This is a genomic window from Streptomyces mutabilis (assembly GCF_014649815.1).
Classification (GTDB): domain Bacteria; phylum Actinomycetota; class Actinomycetes; order Streptomycetales; family Streptomycetaceae; genus Streptomyces; species Streptomyces mutabilis.
This window is the reverse complement of sequence record NZ_BMTT01000010.1, coordinates 122,655-138,265: the sequence shown is the minus strand read 5'-3', so window position 1 is coordinate 138,265 and position 15,611 is coordinate 122,655. Positions and strand designations below refer to the sequence as shown.

Annotated in this window: 15 protein-coding genes; 3 read left to right on the top strand and 12 right to left on the bottom strand. The window is 72.7% G+C overall.

Annotated features, from left to right (window positions below):
* Positions 1 to 124: 124 nt before the first annotated feature.
* The 3 genes from IE142_RS21245 to IE142_RS21235 all read right to left on the bottom strand — a co-directional run bounded on the left by IE142_RS21245 (position 125) and on the right by IE142_RS21235 (position 2,289).
* The gene (locus IE142_RS21245) at positions 125 to 325 is read right to left on the bottom strand and encodes a hypothetical protein (protein WP_191887215.1); all 201 of its coding nucleotides are present in this window, start codon (positions 323 to 325) and stop codon (positions 125 to 127) included.
* Between the two features lie 71 nt (positions 326 to 396).
* On the bottom strand, positions 397 to 888 hold the full coding sequence (locus tag IE142_RS21240) for a DUF3515 family protein (RefSeq protein WP_191887214.1): 492 nt from the start codon (positions 886 to 888) through the stop codon (positions 397 to 399).
* Positions 889 to 1,005: 117 nt separating this feature from the next.
* A complete protein-coding gene (locus IE142_RS21235) occupies positions 1,006 to 2,289 on the bottom strand; it encodes an adenylosuccinate synthase (protein ID WP_191887213.1) in 1,284 nt (427 codons plus the stop codon).
* A gap of 185 nt (positions 2,290 to 2,474) precedes the next feature.
* Here IE142_RS21235 and IE142_RS21230 point away from each other — a divergent pair, with 185 nt between their 5' ends.
* Positions 2,475 to 3,410 carry a diacylglycerol kinase family protein gene (locus tag IE142_RS21230; RefSeq protein WP_191887212.1) on the top strand — a complete coding sequence of 312 codons (936 nt, stop codon included), beginning with the start codon at positions 2,475 to 2,477 and terminating at the stop codon, positions 3,408 to 3,410.
* A 25-nt stretch (positions 3,411 to 3,435) separates the two neighbouring features.
* Here IE142_RS21230 and IE142_RS21225 read toward each other — a convergent pair whose 3' ends face one another.
* Positions 3,436 to 3,942 (bottom strand): GbsR/MarR family transcriptional regulator, encoded by a 507-nt coding sequence (locus IE142_RS21225; protein ID WP_191887211.1) that lies wholly within the window; start codon positions 3,940 to 3,942, stop codon positions 3,436 to 3,438.
* Positions 3,943 to 4,015: 73 nt separating this feature from the next.
* Here IE142_RS21225 and IE142_RS21220 point away from each other — a divergent pair, with 73 nt between their 5' ends.
* Positions 4,016 to 4,993 (top strand): ABC transporter ATP-binding protein, encoded by a 978-nt coding sequence (locus tag IE142_RS21220; RefSeq protein ID WP_191887210.1) that lies wholly within the window; start codon positions 4,016 to 4,018, stop codon positions 4,991 to 4,993.
* Positions 4,990 to 6,663, top strand: a complete 1,674-nt coding sequence (locus tag IE142_RS21215) for an ABC transporter permease (protein ID WP_370466394.1) — start codon at positions 4,990 to 4,992, stop codon at positions 6,661 to 6,663. Before IE142_RS21220 ends, IE142_RS21215 begins: the two co-directional genes overlap by 4 nt.
* A 40-nt stretch (positions 6,664 to 6,703) precedes the next feature.
* Here the strand turns inward: IE142_RS21215 and IE142_RS21210 are convergent, their stop codons facing one another.
* The 8 genes from IE142_RS21210 to IE142_RS21175 form a co-directional block, all read right to left on the bottom strand.
* A complete protein-coding gene (locus IE142_RS21210; protein WP_191887209.1) occupies positions 6,704 to 7,915 on the bottom strand; it encodes a cytochrome P450 in 1,212 nt (403 codons plus the stop codon).
* A 111-nt stretch (positions 7,916 to 8,026) separates the two neighbouring features.
* The gene (locus IE142_RS21205; protein ID WP_191887208.1) at positions 8,027 to 8,701 is read right to left on the bottom strand and encodes a response regulator; all 675 of its coding nucleotides are present in this window, start codon (positions 8,699 to 8,701) and stop codon (positions 8,027 to 8,029) included.
* Positions 8,698 to 10,122 (bottom strand): sensor histidine kinase, encoded by a 1,425-nt coding sequence (locus IE142_RS21200; RefSeq protein WP_191887207.1) that lies wholly within the window; start codon positions 10,120 to 10,122, stop codon positions 8,698 to 8,700. Before IE142_RS21200 ends, IE142_RS21205 begins: the two co-directional genes overlap by 4 nt.
* Before the next feature lie 13 nt (positions 10,123 to 10,135).
* Positions 10,136 to 10,819, bottom strand: a complete 684-nt coding sequence (locus tag IE142_RS21195) for a response regulator (protein WP_191887206.1) — start codon at positions 10,817 to 10,819, stop codon at positions 10,136 to 10,138.
* Positions 10,816 to 12,207: a sensor histidine kinase gene (locus tag IE142_RS21190; protein ID WP_191887205.1), complete on the bottom strand. Its 1,392-nt coding sequence runs from the start codon at positions 12,205 to 12,207 to the stop codon at positions 10,816 to 10,818. Before IE142_RS21190 ends, IE142_RS21195 begins: the two co-directional genes overlap by 4 nt.
* Positions 12,200 to 13,435, bottom strand: coding sequence for an acyltransferase family protein (locus IE142_RS21185; protein WP_229830764.1), 1,236 nt, complete (start codon positions 13,433 to 13,435; stop codon positions 12,200 to 12,202). The genes IE142_RS21190 and IE142_RS21185 overlap by 8 nt, the downstream gene beginning before the upstream one ends.
* A gap of 46 nt (positions 13,436 to 13,481) precedes the next feature.
* Positions 13,482 to 14,471, bottom strand: a complete 990-nt coding sequence (locus IE142_RS21180; protein WP_191887203.1) for an alpha/beta hydrolase — start codon at positions 14,469 to 14,471, stop codon at positions 13,482 to 13,484.
* A 219-nt stretch (positions 14,472 to 14,690) separates the two neighbouring features.
* Positions 14,691 to 15,596, bottom strand: coding sequence for an alpha/beta hydrolase (locus tag IE142_RS21175; protein WP_191887202.1), 906 nt, complete (start codon positions 15,594 to 15,596; stop codon positions 14,691 to 14,693).
* Between the last annotated feature and the right edge of the window lie 15 nt (positions 15,597 to 15,611).

Here is a 15,611-nt window from a genome sequence, read left to right as displayed (position 1 = left end):
ATCGGCCGTCGTACCGGCGCTCGGGGCGGTCATCGGATCGTCCGGGCACCGTACGACATCCCTCCATGTCCTCGAGGCCCCGCTCCGGGGCCACCCAAGTGAACCACTCGGACGCCCGGCGCATTCAGCGAATCAGGATGATTCCCGGCGGCCAGAGCACCGCGTCCGCCAGCAGCAGGGACGGCCCCAGGTGCACGGGGCACACCCGCAGCGGCGTCCTGCGGTACCGGGCGACCTCGAAGCGGGCCGGGTCACCGCAGTCCCCCGGGTCGCCCTCCCCACCGTACGGGCCCTGGCAGGAAGCGGCGCGGTCACGGTCGGTCATGCCACGATCCGACACCACGCCCCGCTTAGGCGCCCGGCGAAGGGGGCCGAACGGCTACCGGGCGTCAACGGCTACAGCACGACGTCGGCGTCCTGGAGGCCGACGCACTTCCGCTCCTGCGGGAGCCACTTCACGGCGGGACCCAGCGCGGTGAGGATGCCACCCACCTCCTCGCGCGGCCCCGTGTACGTGAACTCGACGGCCGGGGAGCGCCCGTACGTCCGCAGGACGCTCACACCGTCGCGCTTGAGCCGCTCCTCGTCCAGGACCCAGTCGACGTCGTCGACGGTGACGCAGAGGTTGATGTTCGGCGGCAGTTCCTCGGCGCCGCAGCGGAGCACCGCCTTCTGGCCGCCCCAGGCGGCAACGCCGTCGCCGAGGGCCCAATCGCGCGAGGCGCCGGGTATGTCGTCGGGAAGGCGGTCGACCACCTTGTCGCACTTGGCGTCGTCGGCGTGCGGGGCGGCGGAGACGCGGTGGCCGTCGACGTAGAGGAGCCCGCCGGTGACGGCGACGACCGCGACGGCCGACCCGATCCACATCCGGGTGGTGGGCTTCCGCATGTTCCGATCCACTCCGCGCTGTCTGTCCGCTGCTGGCAACCGCCAGCGTATCCGTCGGGCGGACGGCGGCGGCCGGGACCCCGCTCGGGCCCCGGCCGCCACTGTCCGCCGCCGTTCCTACAGGAACGAGTTGATCTCGATCGTCTCGTCCCGGCCCGGACCGACGCCGATCGCGGAGATCGGGGCGCCGGACATCTCCTCCAGCGCCTTGACGTACGCCTGGGCGTTCTTCGGCAGCTCGGCGAACGACTTCGCCTTGCTGATGTCCTCGCTCCAGCCGGGCAGCATCTCGTAGACCGGCTTCGCGTGGTGGAAGTCGGACTGCGAGTACGGCAGCTCCTCGACGCGCTTGCCGTCGATCTCGTACGCCACGCAGACCGGGATCCGCTCCCAGCCGGTGAGGACGTCGAGCTTGGTGAGGAAGAAGTCGGTGAGGCCGTTGACGCGGGTGGCGTAGCGGGCGATCACCGCGTCGAACCAGCCGCAGCGCCGGTCGCGGCCGGTGGTGACGCCGCGCTCGCCGCCGATGCGGCGCAGGGCTTCGCCGTCCTCGTCGAACAGCTCCGTCGGGAACGGTCCGGCGCCGACGCGGGTCGTGTACGCCTTGAGGATGCCGATGACCCGGCTGATCTTCGTCGGGCCCACGCCGGCGCCGGTGCAGGCGCCGCCCGCGGTCGGGTTCGACGAGGTGACGAAGGGGTACGTGCCGTGGTCGATGTCGAGCAGCGTGCCCTGGCCGCCCTCGAAGAGGACCACCTTGTCGTCGTCGAGGGCCTGGTTGAGGACCAGGACGGTGTCGGCGACGTAGGGCGCGAGCTTGTCCGCGTAGCCCAGCAGCTCCTCGACGACCTGGCCGGTGGCGATCGCCCGGCGGTTGTAGAGCTTGGTGAGCATCTGGTTCTTGACGTCCAGCGCCGCTTCGACCTTCTGGGTGAGGATCGACTCGTCGTAGAGGTCCTGGACGCGGATGCCGACGCGATTGATCTTGTCGGCGTAGGTCGGGCCGATGCCGCGACCGGTGGTACCGATCTTGCGCTTGCCGAGGAAGCGCTCCGTCACCTTGTCGACGGTCACGTTGTACGGCGTGATGATGTGCGCGTTTCCGCTGATCAGGAGCTTGGACGTGTCGACGCCTCGCTCGTTCAGCCCGCTCAGCTCGGAGAACAGGACCGACGGGTCGACGACGACGCCGTTACCGATGACCGGCGTGCAGCCGGGGGAGAGAATCCCGGAAGGGAGCAGGTGGAGGGCGTACTTCTGGTCGCCCACGACTACCGTGTGGCCGGCGTTGTTGCCGCCCTGGTAGCGCACCACATAGTCGACGGAACCACCGAGCAGGTCCGTCGCCTTTCCCTTGCCTTCGTCACCCCACTGAGCACCGAGCAGCACAAGTGCGGGCACGCGCGTACACCCCTTCCGGGCGGGGCATGTCCATGGTCGAGGGCGTATGAGGTGGGTTTCCGCCACGTACACCGCGACCGTCGTTGGCCGCCAACCGTCGGACCGGATGCCCCGGAATAGACGAAGCCCCTGGCGCAATAGCGCAAGGGGCTCTTGCACAAAGATGCTACCCGAGGAAGCGAGGCATGGCCGAGGTGGCGACTTCCGCGAGAACTTCCGGCCCTTCTTCCGCGATGCCCGATCAGCTTCTGGTGGTCGTGGATCCGGTCGCCCGGCGGACGGACGGGGAGTCCGTCCGGATCGCGAAAGACGTGCTCAGCGCGGGTGCGTCGAGTACGAAGGTGTGTCTGCCGGACGGTCCGGAGGAGTTCGCGCGGGCACTGCGGCGGCGGGGTTCGCGGCGGCCGGTGGTGGTCGGCGACGACCGGGCGCTGCTGCGTGCCGTGGGCCTGCTGCACCGGCACCGGGAGCTGGCGGCGTGCGCGCTGTCCGTGGTGCCGGTGGGGCCGGTGCTGGGCCTGACCCGTTCGCTCGGGCTGCCGTCGGGCGCGGTGGCGGCGGCGCGGGCGGTGCTGGACGGGACCGAACGGCGCCTGGACCTGCTCGTCGACGACAGTGACGGGGTGGTGCTGGGGGCGGTTGGCATTCCGCCGGTCGGGGCGGCGGAGGGCGAGCATGGGGACGACGGGATGGGGCTGGGTGGTGAAACCGGACCGGGCGGGTCGCGCTCGACGTCCGCCTCGGCCCGTCCCTGGCTGCGGACCTGTCAGTCCCTCGTCCGGACGCTGGCCTCCTCACGGCCGGTCCGGGCCGCGGCGGCCACGGGGTCGGCCGGTCCTTCCCGGCTGCGGGTGGAGGTCGACGGGGTGACGCTGGTGGACCTGGACCAGCCGGTCGAGGGAGTCTCGGTGATGCCGGGCGCCGGCGGAGTGGCCGAGGTGGAGGTGCGGCCACTGCCGGTGGGCGCGGAGGCGGCGCCGCTGACGGCGCGGGGGCGGACGGTGACCGTGTCGGGGGCGCACTTCCGGTACCGGGCCGACGCGGTGGTGTCGGGGCCGGTGGGGACGCGGACGTGGGTGGTGCGGGAGGGGGCCTGGGGGCTGACGCTGCCGGCGGGGTAGGACGGGTGGACGGGAACGCCGGCCGTCAGCGCCGCCCGAACCGCTCCTCCCGGTGCACCCGCCAGCGCTCCATCATCGCGACGATCTCCCCGTCGACGAACTCGAAGAAGGCGAGCGTCTCAGCCATCCGGCGGCCCGCCGGGGTGTCCTCGCCGAGACTGGTCACACCCTCGCGCAGGGCGCTCTCCCACCGCTTGAGGACCGCCTCGCGGTTGGTGAGCGCCTCGTACCACTGGTCGCTGTGCACCCGGTACCGCTCCCGGCGCGAGCCCGGCTCACGCTCGCGCGAGACCATGTGCTGCTGGGCGAGGTAGCGCACGGCACCGGAGACGGCGGCGGGGCTGACCTGGAGCCGTGCGCCGAGTTCGGCCGAGGTCAGGGCGCCGGAGTCGGAGGACAGCAGCGCGGCGAAGACCCGGGCCGGCATGCGCTGCATCCCGGCCTCGACGAGCTGGGCGGCGAAGCCCTCCACGAACTTCGACACCGCCTCCGGGTCGCGTTCCCGCTCCGTCGGCTCCGCTGCTTCCCTCATGCTTCGATCATCCCTCACATCCTGACGCTTTCTTAACTTCACAAATATGTGAAAGTAGCGTACGTTCCGAATCATGACGAAGGCAATCAGCGTCTCCGCACTCCACAAGTCCTTCGGCCGGACGCGCGCGCTGGACGGCCTCGACCTGGCCGTCGAGTCCGGCGAGGTCCACGGCTTCCTCGGTCCCAACGGCGCCGGCAAGTCCACCACCATCCGCGTCCTGCTCGGCCTGCTGCGGGCCGATTCCGGCGCCGCCCAGGTTCTGGGCATGGACCCGTGGGCCCAGGCGGTCGACCTGCACCGCCGCCTCGCCTACGTCCCCGGCGACGTCGAGCTGTGGCCGAACCTGACCGGCGGCGAGGCCATCGACCTGCTGGCGCGGCTGCGCGGCGGGCTGGACGTGCGGCGCCGGGCCGAGCTCGTCGAGCGGTTCGGCCTGGACCCCACCAAGAAGGGCCGGGCGTACTCCAAGGGCAACCGGCAGAAGGTAGCCATCGTCGCCGCGCTCGCCTCCGACGCCGAACTGCTGCTCCTGGACGAGCCCACCGCCGGCCTGGACCCGCTCATGGAAGTCGTCTTCCAGGACGTCATCACCGAGGCCAAGGCCGCCGGCAAGACCGTGCTGCTCTCCAGCCACATCCTGGCCCAGGTGGAGAAGCTCGCCGACCGGGTGAGCATCATCCGGCTCGGCCGGATCGTCCAGTCCGGCACCCTCGGCGAGCTGCGGCACCTGACCCGCACCACCATCGAGGCGGAGACCGAACGCCCCGCCACCGGCCTGGAGGCCCTGCCCGGCGTCCACGACCTGCGGGCCGACGACGGCCGGGTCCGCTTCGCCGTCGACGGCGGCGAGGTCGACGGCGCGGTCCGCAAGCTCACCGAGTTCGGCATCCGCAGCCTGGTCAGCCACCCGCCGACGCTGGAGGAGCTGATGCTCCGCCACTACGACGACGCCCTCCCCGCCGCCGACCGGCACGGCACGGACGGCACGAACGGCGCTCAGGTCGCCGGCTCCCAGGGCGCTCAGGGCGATCGCGGAGCCGTGCGATGACCTCCACACCGACCACCACCGCCGCCGAGCCCCGGATGCGCGACGCGACCGCCGCGGGCGGCGCGGGCGCGGCGCTGGCCGGCACCGGCACGCTCGTCCGCTTCGCCCTGCGCCGTGACCGCGTCCGGCTCCCGGTGTGGATCCTGGCGCTGCTGCTGAGCACCCTGTCCACGGCCAACAGCTACCAGCAGCTCTACGGCGCCCCCGAGGACCGGGCGAGCGCAGTCGAGACCATGGGCAGCCCGGCCGGCCTCGCCATGTCCGGCCCGCGCCACTACCTCGACGCCTACACCTCCGGTGCCATGCTCGGCCACCAGATGCTCGGCTTCACGGCCGTCCTCGTCGGCCTGATGAGCGTCCTGACCGTCACTCGGCACACCCGGGCCGAGGAGGAGACCGGCCGGGCCGAGCTGCTGCGCTCCGCGGTCGTCGGCCGGCACGCCCATCTGGCCGCCGCCCTGTCGGTCGCGGTCCTCGCCAACCTGGTCCTCGCCCTGCTGCTGGCCCTGGGGCTGGCCGGCCTCGGCGTCGAGGGCATCGACGCGGGCGGCTCGCTGCTCTACGGCGCCGGCCACGCCGCCGCCGGCCTCGTGTTCGCCGCCGTCGCCACCATCACCGTCCAGCTCACCGCGCACGCGCGCGGCGCCACCGGCACGGCCCTCGCGGTCATCGGCGCCGCCTACGTGCTGCGCGCCGCGGGCGACAGCGGGGAGAGCGGCGCCCTGTCCTGGCTCTCCCCGATCGGCTGGGTGCAGCGCACCTACGTCTACGTCGACGACGACTGGTGGCCGCTGCTGCTCTGCGCCGCACTGACGGTGGTGTGCGCGGCGACGGGATTCGTGCTTTCCACCCGGCGGGACGTGGGCGCGGGCCTGAGGCCGGAGAAGCTGGGCAGCCCGGTCGCCTCCGGCGCGCTCGGCACCCCGCTCGGCTTCGCCCTGCGACTGCACCGCGGCGTGCTCCTCGGCTTCGGCGCGGGCCTGTTCCTGATGGGCGCGATGTACGGGTCGATCCTCGGGCAGGCCGAGGACATGCTGAAGGACATCGACCAGCTCCAGGAGGCCCTGGACCGCATCGGCGGCACCGGCATGGCCGAGGCCTTCGCCTCGATGGTGATGGTGGTCATCGCGGTGGTCGCCGCGGTGTACGTGGTGATGGCCGCGCTGCGGACGCGCGCCGAGGAGACCGCGGGCCGTGCCGAACCGCTGCTCGCCACCGGGCTGTCGCGCGAGCGCTGGGCCGGCAGTCATCTGGCCGTGGCCCTCGGCGGCGGCACGCTCGTCCTGCTCATGGCCGGCCTCGGCTTCGGCATCGCGGGCGCCGCCTCCACCGGCGACGGTGTCATGGTGCCCGAGCTGACGGGCGCGGCCCTCGCCCACGCACCCGCCCTGTGGGTCACGGTCGGGGTGGCGGCGGTGCTGTTCGGCTGGTTCCCGAGGGCGAGCGCGGCGGCCTGGATCGTGCCGGTGTACGCCTTCGTCGTCGGCTATCTCGGCCAGATCCTCCAGTTCCCCGGCTGGATGAACAACCTCTCGCCCTTCGGTCACGTCCCCCGGCTCCCGGCCGCGGACATGAGCTGGACGCCACTGCTGGTGCTGACCCTCGTCGCCGCGGGTCTGGTGTGGCTGGGGCTGGCGGGCTTCCGGCGCCGGGACCTGGAGACGAAGTAGCCCCTCCGGTGAGGAGGGGCGGGGCCCGGGGCCCGTGCGGTCACACCTCGACGGTCAAGCCCTTCAGGCCCCGGATGACGAAGTTCGGTTTGCGCTCCGGCTCGCCGGCGGGCCGGAGCGCCGGCGCCCGCTCCAGCAGTGCGATCATGGACGCGGCCAGCTCGATACGGGCGAGGGGTGCGCCGATGCAGTAGTGGATGCCGGCGCTGAACGAGATGTGCGGGTTGTCGCGGCGGCCGAGGTCGAGGCGGTCCGGGGCGGAGAAGACCGCCGGGTCGTGGTTGGCGGAGCCGAAGAGCATCGCCACCTCCGCGCCTCTCGGGATCGTCGTCCCGTCGATCTCGATCTCGTCCAGCACCCAGCGTTCGAAGAGCTGGAGCGGGGTGTCGTAGCGCATCAGCTCCTCCACGGCGGTCGGCACCAGGGAGTGGTCGGCGCGGAGGGCGGCGAGACTGCCGGGGTCGCGGAACAGGGCCCACCAGCCGTTGACCGTGGCGTTCACCGTCGCCTCGTGACCGGCGTTCAGGAGCAGGGCGCAGGTGGAGACCATCTCCTGTTCGGTGAGGCGGTCGTCCTCGTCGTGGGCGGCGATCAGGCCCGTCACCAGGTCGTCGCCGGGGTCCTTGCGGCGGGTGGCGATCAGTGCGCGCAGGTACTCCGAGAACTCGAGCGACGCGCGCACCGCCCGGGCCGCCGTCTCCTCGGACGGATTCAGCTCGTACATCCCGCAGATGTCCGCCGACCAGGGACGCAGCGGGGCGCGGTCCGACTCCGGGATGCCCAGCATCTCCGCGATCACGGCGACCGGGAGCGGTTCGGCGACGTCGGTCAGCAGATCACCGCCGCCGGCCTCGACGAGACTGCCGACCAGCTCGTCCGCCAGGGAGCGGACGTACGGCTTCAACCGCTCCACCGTGCGCGGCGTGAACGCCTTGGACACCAGACGACGGATGCGCGTGTGGTCCGGCGGCTCCAGGTCGAGCATCCCGTGGTCGTTGAGCGTGCGGAAGGGCTCGTGCTCCGGGGGCGGCGGAGTGCGGCCGAAGTCCTCGTGCGTGTAACGGTGCACGTAGGTCCGGCCCAGGCGGCGGTCGCGCAGCAGCGCCGAGACGTCCGCGTGGTGCGGGACCAGCCACTGGTCGGTCGGCTCGTAGTAGTGCACGCGCCCCCGGTCCCGCAGCTCGGCGTAGGCGGGGTACGGGTCGGCGACGAAGTCCGGGTCCCACGGGTCGAAGCTGTCGAAGGCGGCCATGGACGGACGCTAGCCGGTGACGCCCACGCTGAACAGGGGGCTGAGTGACGGCCCTCCCGGGCCCTGCGGGGCAGCCCCGGGCGCGGCGCAGGGGGCCGTCCCTTGTCCCCCTCAGCCCGGTGTCACCAGCCGCGCCTCGTACGCGAACACCGCCGCCTGCGTACGGTCCCGCAGGCCCAGCTTCACCAGGATGCGGCTGACGTGGGTCTTGATCGTCGACTCGGCGACCACCAGGCGCTCGGCGATCTCCGCGTTCGACAGGCCCTGGGCGATCAGCACCAGCACCTCCGTCTCCCGTTCGGTCAGGTCGCCGTAGGCCGCCTGGGCCTGAGGCATCATGCGCGGACCGTCGGACAGCTTCGAGAACTCGGTGATCAGGCGCCTGGTGATCGAGGGGGCGAGCAGGGCCTCACCGGCGGCCACCACCCGGACCCCGTCGGCGAGCTGGCGGGCGGAGGCGTCCTTGAGGAGGAAGCCGGAGGCGCCCGCGCGCAACGCCTGGTACACGTACTCGTCGAGGTCGAAGGTGGTGAGGACGAGGACCTTCGCCGCCTCGTCGGCGGCGACGATCTCGCGGGTCGCCTCGATGCCGTTCAGCTCCGGCATGCGGATGTCCATGAGGACGACGTCGGGGCCGAGTTCACGCACCTTGGCGACCGCCTCCCGGCCGTTGACCGCCTCGCCGACGACCTCGATGTCCGGCATCGCGTTCAGCAGGACCGAGAAGCCCTCGCGCACCATCATCTGGTCGTCGACGATCAGTACGCGGATCGTGCTCCCGGTCATGCGTCACCTTCCTTCGGCACGGTGACCGGCAGGAACACCGCCACCTCGTAGCCCCCGTCGTCGGTGGGGCCGGCGGTCATCTCGCCGTTGAGCATCGACACCCGCTCCCTCATGCCGGTGATGCCGTGCCCGGCGCCCGGCGAGGACTTCACCCAGGAGGGCTCCGGCATAGGCCCGTTGACGATTCTCAGACCCAGCCCGCCCAGCACGTAGGAGACCTCGACGCGTGCGGTGGCGCCGGGCGCGTGCCGCAGGCTGTTGCTCAGCGCCTCCTGCACGATCCGGTACGCCGAGAGCTCCACGCCCGGCGGCAGTTCGCGCACCGCGCCGGTCACCGCCTTCTCCACGCTCAGGCCCGCGTCCCGGACGTTGTCGAGCAGGGCGTCCAGGTCCGCGAGGGTGGGCTGCGGGGCGTCCGGGGCCTCGTAGTCCTCGGCGCGGACGACACCCAGGACACGGCGCAGCTCGGTGAGGGCGGCGACCGCGTTCTCCCGGATGGTGGTGAAGGCCCGCTCCAGCTCCGGCGGCGGGTTCTCCACCCGGTACGGCGCGGCCTCGGCCTGGATGGCGACCACCGACATGTGGTGGGCGACCACGTCGTGCAGCTCACGCGCGATGTTGGTGCGCTCCTCCAGCAGGGTGCGCCGGGAACGCTCGTGCGCGGTGACCGTCTGCTGGGCCGTCACCTTCTCCTGGGCGGCGTGCCGGACCTGCCAGAGACAGACCACGAGCAAGGCGAACGCGGACGTCACCATCATGGGCCCGCTGTTCGTGTAGTAGTACGACCCGCCGAGGGCGACGTCCGAGAGGAAGCCGTACACGCAGGTAAGGGCCCACATCCAGGCAGCGGTGCGGGGCCGGGAGCGCAGTGCCACGACGATCAGCACCGCGAGGTGGCAGACGAATGCACCGGGCATCCACGGCCAGTCCGATCCGGCACCGTTGATGATCGCGACCAGCGGAGTCACTACGAGGGACAGCCAGAACGCGCCGATCGGCCGGACCAGCGTGGCGAGCACCGGCACGGCGCACAGCAGGCCCGACAGCAGGGCCGGTACGTCCCCACCGGGCAGGCCGCCCGACACCGAGCCGACGGCCAGCGCGAGCAGCGCGGTCGCACCCACCACCGCGTGCGGGAGGTGCTGCCCGGCCTGCCGGAGCCGGCCGGGCAGCCGACGGACGAACGGACCGTCCGTGCGCCGGGGCGGTAGCGGGCGGTAGGCGAAAGGGTCGTGGAAGAGGTCTTGGCGCAGTCCCCGCAGGGCGTTCCGGAACAGCCGGTACTCCGGGCTGCGGGTCCCGTCCCCGTGCTGCGGGTGAGTCGTCTCGGTCACGCTCACACCGTAGGCCGCCCGGGTGAGGGCGGTCGTCCCCGTCAAGACGGGTTCCCCGGCGTCCGTCTCAGGTACTAGGCGGGCCACGACACGTCGCTCCTCAGTACCCCGAGGGGCGTACCAGACCCGACTCGTAGGCGAAGACCGCCGCCTGGGTGCGGTCCCTGAGGCCCAGCTTCAGCAGGATCCTTCCCACATGGGTCTTCACCGTCTGTTCGGCGACCACCAGCCGCTGGGCGATCTCCGCGTTCGACAGACCCTGGGCGATCAGGGCGAGCACCTCCGTCTCCCGCTCCGTCAGGTCACCGACGCGTTCCTTCAGCGGGGCGCGCGGTCTGTCACGCATCCGGGAGAACTCGGTGATCAGCCGACGGGTGACGCCCGGCGCGAGGAGCGCGTCGCCGGCCGCCACGACGCGGACCGCCTCGGCGAGCTGGTCGGCGGAGGCGTCCTTGAGCAGGAACCCGGAGGCGCCCGCGACCAGCGCCTCGTACACGTACTCGTCGAGGTCGAAGGTGGTCAGCACCAGCACCCTGATGTCCGGGTTCGCCCCGACGATGCGGCGGGTGGCCTCGATGCCGCCCAGCTCCGGCATGCGGATGTCCATGAGGACCACGTCCGGGTCGAGTTCGGCGACCTTCGACACGGCGTCCAGGCCGTCCACCGCCTGCCCGATCACCTCGATGTCGGACTGGGTGTTGAGCAGCACGGTGAATCCCTGCCGGACCATCTGCTGGTCGTCTGCGATCACCACGCGGATCACGTCGGGGGTGCCGCTCGTCATCTGCTGCCGTCCTCGGGGTAGTACTGGATGCTCGGGTCGTCGGGGGGCGGGTGGTCGGTGCCGTCGGCGGGCAGGAAGGCGGACACCTGGTAGCCGCCGTCCGGCAGTGAGTGCGCCGTCAGGGTGCCGCCGAGCATCGCCACCCGCTCCCGCATGCCGAGCAGCCCGTGCCCGGCCCCCTGCGACGGCGGGGCCTGCCGCACCGGCGGCGAGTTGACGACCTCCACCCGCACGCCGGTCGGCAGATGGGTGAGGTGTACCCAGGCGCGCGCGCCCGGCGCGTGCCGCAGCACGTTGCTCAGCGCCTCCTGCACGATCCGGTACGCGGACAGCTCCACGCCCGGCGGCAGCGGCCGCCGCCTGCCGCTGGTCTCGACGGTCACGGTCAGGCCCGCCGCCCGGGTGTTGTCGACCAGCGCGTCGATCCGGTCGAGCGTGGGCTGCGGGGCGTACGGGGCGGTATCCGTACCGGGCTTCCCGGAATCGTCGAGTGGTTCTCCCGTCTCGGGGTGCTCGGACCGCAGTACACCCAGTACCCGGCGCAGTTCGGTGAGGGCCTCCAGCGCGTTCTCCCGTATGCCCGCGAGGTTCTCCTTCAGCTCGTCCGGAGGGTCCTTCACGAGGTGGGGCGCGACCTGGGCCTGGATGGAGATCACGGACATGTGGTGGGCGACCACGTCGTGCAGCTCGCGCGCGATGCGGCTGCGCTCCTCCAGCACGGTGCGGCGGGCTCGCTCCTCGGCGGTGAGCGACGTCTGCTGCACCAACTCCGCGCGGGCCTCGCGGCGGCCGCGCAGGGCGGTGCCGAGGACGGCGACGACCGCGAAGAGGATGACGGCGAGCTGGCCGGTGGGCTGGGAGTTCGGCCCGCCCACCACGCCCTGCAGGACGTACGTGGCGAGCGCGGCCAGGGCCAGTACCTCCACGGTCACCCGGGTGCGGACCCGCAGGGCCAACAGCAGCAGCACCAGCAGGTGTCCGATGAGCCCGGCGACCGTCCAGGGCCAGGTGAACCTCTCACCGCCCGCGACCATCTCCGCCCGCACGGCGAAGGCCCCCACCAGCATGGCCGCCATCGACATCCACCACGCCGCGACCGGCCGCCACAGCGCGAACACCATCGCGCCCGCCTGGACGAGAGCGATCACGAAGGCGAACCCGGCGTCGACCCCGCCGTTGTCGCCGAGCTGAGCCGCATCGCCGAGCAGCACGCCGAGGGCGGCGAGACACACGCCCCCGTGCGGGAGCCAGCGCAGCCACACCGACGGCGGCAGCGGGTCCGGCCGCCAGGTCCACAGGTCGCCGTGGAGCACCGTCAGCAGGCGCCCGATCCGACCCGTGCCCCGCGGCCGGCTCCCCCTTCGTCTCACCTGGTCCACCCTAGACATGACGGGCACCCTCCGTCGCCGCCGATTCCGGTGTGCGGTGCGTGCGGACGACCCGGCTGCGTCGCCGCCCGCCGATGCGTCCGAGCCCGTGCTCACAGGATCGGAAGGCGGCCCAGCAGCCCGCCAGGACCAGCATGAACACCGGAAGCCACATGAGCCGGGCGGCGACCCAGTCCAGCCCGTCGGGGAGCGTGTGCAGGCCGGGCAGGCGGCCCCCGAGGAGGCCGGTGGCGGTGGTCGCCATCAGCGCCGTCTGGTGCCACAGGAAGATCGTCATCGCGGAGAGGTTGACCAGCGCGACCGCCGCCCACCCCACGGGCCGCCGCATCGCCCGGCGCAGCCGCTCCCGCAGCAGCAGGGCGAGACCGCACTGGGCCAGGCCGAAGGTGACGGCGGCCAGCGTCGGCGGGTTCAGGTTCGACACCTCGGCGCCGGGGACGCCGACCATCGAGGCCGGGTAACCCGCCCAGACGACGAGTGCCGCGGTCACCGCCGTACCACCGGTGAGCAGGAGCACGCCCGCGCGGCGACGGTCCAGTTCGCCCCGGGTCCAGGCGGCGCCGAGGCTGTAGGGGACCAGCCAGCCGGCAGCGAGGTTGATCCACCCGAGCCAGGAAGGGGCGCCTAGCCCGAAGCGCAGCAGGTCGACGTGGAGAACGACGACCAGCGGCCACAGCGGGTGCAGCCGGGTCAGCAGCGGGGTCGCCACGGTCAGCGCGGCGAAGACCAGCAGGAACCACAGCGGGGACAGGGCGAGCTTCACCGCAGTGTGGACGGTCACGAACTCGGCACCCGATATGAGCAGCAGCCCCGCCGTCATCGTCCACAGGGTGAGGACGGCCGCGACCGGACGGAACAACCGGGTCAGCCGGGCGGACAGCCAGCCGCCGTAGGACACCCCCCGGGCGCGGGCCGACGCGTACCCCCGGGTGGCCACATGACCGCCGACCAGGAAGAACACGGCGAGGGTCTGGAAGGTCCAGGAAACCGGGGCCAGCCAGGGCATGTCCCCCAGCGGGCTGGCCGCGCGCAGGCCGGTGCCGTCGGCGACCAGGGCCGTGACCAGCCAGTGCCCGAGGACCACACCGAGGATGGCCAAGGCACGCAGGGCGTCCACGGCACGGTCCCTGTTCGCCGGCGTGGCGGCGTCGACGCGTTCGGCGGTGCGGCGCAGAGCACGCAGGGCGCGCGGGAGGCCGTACGACGGTTCCTGTCGCGGGGGCGGCATCGGGGCCGGCCGCGACGGGCTCACCGTCCGCGGTGCTCGCTTCAGGTCAGTCATGGGTCACCTCCGCGGTCTCGCCCAGGACGATCCGGGCCAGGTTCGCCAAGGAGAGGGAGCCGGGGTCGAAGTAGTCGCTGTGGCCTGCGTCGCCGGCCGCGAAGACGCGGCCGCCGAAGTCCCGGGAGACCGGGTCGGCGCCGAAGCCGACGGTGGTGCCGAAGAGGTCGGCGCTGAGGTGCGGGACGTGCTCCACCCAGTCGTCGGCCCCGCGCGCCGCCCAGACCCGGGCTCTCGTGTGCAGCCCGGCGGCGGAGTCGGCACCGGTGCCGGGGCTGCCGATCAGGGCGATGTCGGTGACGTCCAGGCCCTCCGCGGCGCGGGCGCACACGACCGAACCGTAGGAATGGCAGAGGAGGGTGACGGAGGTGCCCGGGCCGGTGACGGCGCGCAGGTCGTCGACGAGGGCGCGCAGCCTCGGGGCCGCCGAGTCGGCGCGGTCGGTGGTGGCGACCGTGGTGCTGACGGTGCCCGGCGTCTCGTAGCCCAGCCAGGCCACGACCGCGGTGCCGGTGCCCCCGGGTGCCTTCGCGGCGAGCTGCCGGTGCAGGGCGAGGGCGGCGGCACGGAACCGGCCGTACGTGTCGAGGCTGGTGTCGGAGCCCGGGACGAGGACGGCTATGCGGTCGGCGTGGGCGAGGTCGCCGAAGACCTCCGTGGCCAGTCCGGCACCCCGGCCGTCGAAGGCGAGCAGCCGCCGGGACGGGTCGGCGAGCGAGCGGTCCGCCGCCGCGCGGTGGCGGTCTCCGTGGGCGGCGGCCATCCGGGACGCCTCGGCGGCGTTGGCCCGGTTGGCGGCGTACGCCTCCTCCAGCGTGCCGGCCGTGGGGACCGCGAGCACCGCGGGGGGCGGGGCGGGGATCTCGGGCCGCGCGGCTCCGGACAGTGGAAGAACCACGGCGCCACAGATGAGCGCGGCGAGGACGGTCCGGCGCCGTCTGCTCACCTGCCGCTGCCAACGCATCCTCGTCCCCGGCCACATGGCCACTCCCCTCCAGCTCGCCCGCCCATCGGGCGCGTCTGAAAGGAAAGTTATGGATCGAGCCGGGTAACTCGCGTCCCGCCAGGGAGCTCACCCGGCAGGTAGCTCTGAGGTATTACGGGTACGACAGCCCGCCGAGCACAACGCCACTCCCGCTCATCTGAGCGGGCCGAGGACATTCACCGTGGAAGTGTTCACGCTTTTTCACAATGCCCCGGCTCACCAAGCCAGCTGCGCGATCTCCTCCGCCACCACCGCGCACGCGTCCGCCACCGGGTCGATCAGCGGGAAATGGCCGACGTCCTCCAGCAGCGTCACACCCACCACTTCCCCGGCCTTCGCCGCCGCGTCGGCGTACGCCTCGGCGACCGCCTGCGGAACGTCCACGTCGGCGCGCCCCTGCACGAGGGTCGTCGCGATGCCGGTGGGCAGCAACAGGGCGGGGTCGGCGTAGGGTCGCCGCTCCGCGAAAAACGCCGACCCACCGAGGAGTTGACGCGCCGCGCCGTCGCACACGTTCAGCCTGCCGGCGACCTCGAAGTCGGCGATCGGCGCGAGGGCGACCACACCGCGCAGGGGCGCCGGGCGGTCGAGGCGCCAGGGAGCGTCGGCGGGCAGCAGGTGCCGGGCCGCCGCCCACAGGGCGAGTTGGCCGCCGGCGGAGTGGCCGGTGAGCACCACGCGGCGCGCGTCGGCCGCCGGGAGGTGCCGTCGCACCAGCGCGGGCAGCGCGTCGAGTGCGGCGGCCACGTCATCGAAGGTGTCGGGCCAGCGCCCGGCCACCGGATCGCCCCCGCCCCGGTCGCCGGCTTCCCCTTCCGCACCCCGCCGGTACTCCACGCTGGCCACGGCGAACCCCCGGCGGGCCAGGAAGTCCGCGAACGGACTGACATGGCGGCGGTCGTACGGCGCCCGCCACGAGCCTCCGTGCAGCAGCACCACGACGGGCGCGGACCCGTCCGACCCTCCGGCTCCGCGCGGCGCATAGAAGTCGATCACCTGGTCGGGGTGCCCGCCGTACCCCGCGCTCGCGTCGGGTTCGACCGCCGGATGCGACAAGGCCGATTTCTCCTCCGCGGCGGCCCGCCCGGCAGCGGTACCCGGTTCTGCGGTGGCGTCCGGCATGCTCAACCTCTCAGC

Coding starts and splice junctions, on each gene's coding strand:
- IE142_RS21175 (WP_191887202.1), bottom strand. CDS start 15,596: ATGCCGGACGCCACCGCAGAACCGGGTACCGCTGCCGGGCGGGCCGCC.
- IE142_RS21190 (WP_191887205.1), bottom strand. CDS start 12,207: ATGTCTAGGGTGGACCAGGTGAGACGAAGGGGGAGCCGGCCGCGGGGC.
- IE142_RS21205 (WP_191887208.1), bottom strand. CDS start 8,701: ATGACCGGGAGCACGATCCGCGTACTGATCGTCGACGACCAGATGATG.
- IE142_RS21230 (WP_191887212.1), top strand. CDS start 2,475: ATGGCCGAGGTGGCGACTTCCGCGAGAACTTCCGGCCCTTCTTCCGCG.
- IE142_RS21180 (WP_191887203.1), bottom strand. CDS start 14,471: ATGTGGCCGGGGACGAGGATGCGTTGGCAGCGGCAGGTGAGCAGACGG.
- IE142_RS21240 (WP_191887214.1), bottom strand. CDS start 888: ATGCGGAAGCCCACCACCCGGATGTGGATCGGGTCGGCCGTCGCGGTC.
- IE142_RS21195 (WP_191887206.1), bottom strand. CDS start 10,819: ATGACGAGCGGCACCCCCGACGTGATCCGCGTGGTGATCGCAGACGAC.
- IE142_RS21215 (WP_370466394.1), top strand. CDS start 4,990: ATGACCTCCACACCGACCACCACCGCCGCCGAGCCCCGGATGCGCGAC.
- IE142_RS21210 (WP_191887209.1), bottom strand. CDS start 7,915: ATGGCCGCCTTCGACAGCTTCGACCCGTGGGACCCGGACTTCGTCGCC.
- IE142_RS21185 (WP_229830764.1), bottom strand. CDS start 13,435: ATGCCGCCCCCGCGACAGGAACCGTCGTACGGCCTCCCGCGCGCCCTG.
- IE142_RS21245 (WP_191887215.1), bottom strand. CDS start 325: ATGACCGACCGTGACCGCGCCGCTTCCTGCCAGGGCCCGTACGGTGGG.
- IE142_RS21220 (WP_191887210.1), top strand. CDS start 4,016: ATGACGAAGGCAATCAGCGTCTCCGCACTCCACAAGTCCTTCGGCCGG.
- IE142_RS21225 (WP_191887211.1), bottom strand. CDS start 3,942: ATGAGGGAAGCAGCGGAGCCGACGGAGCGGGAACGCGACCCGGAGGCG.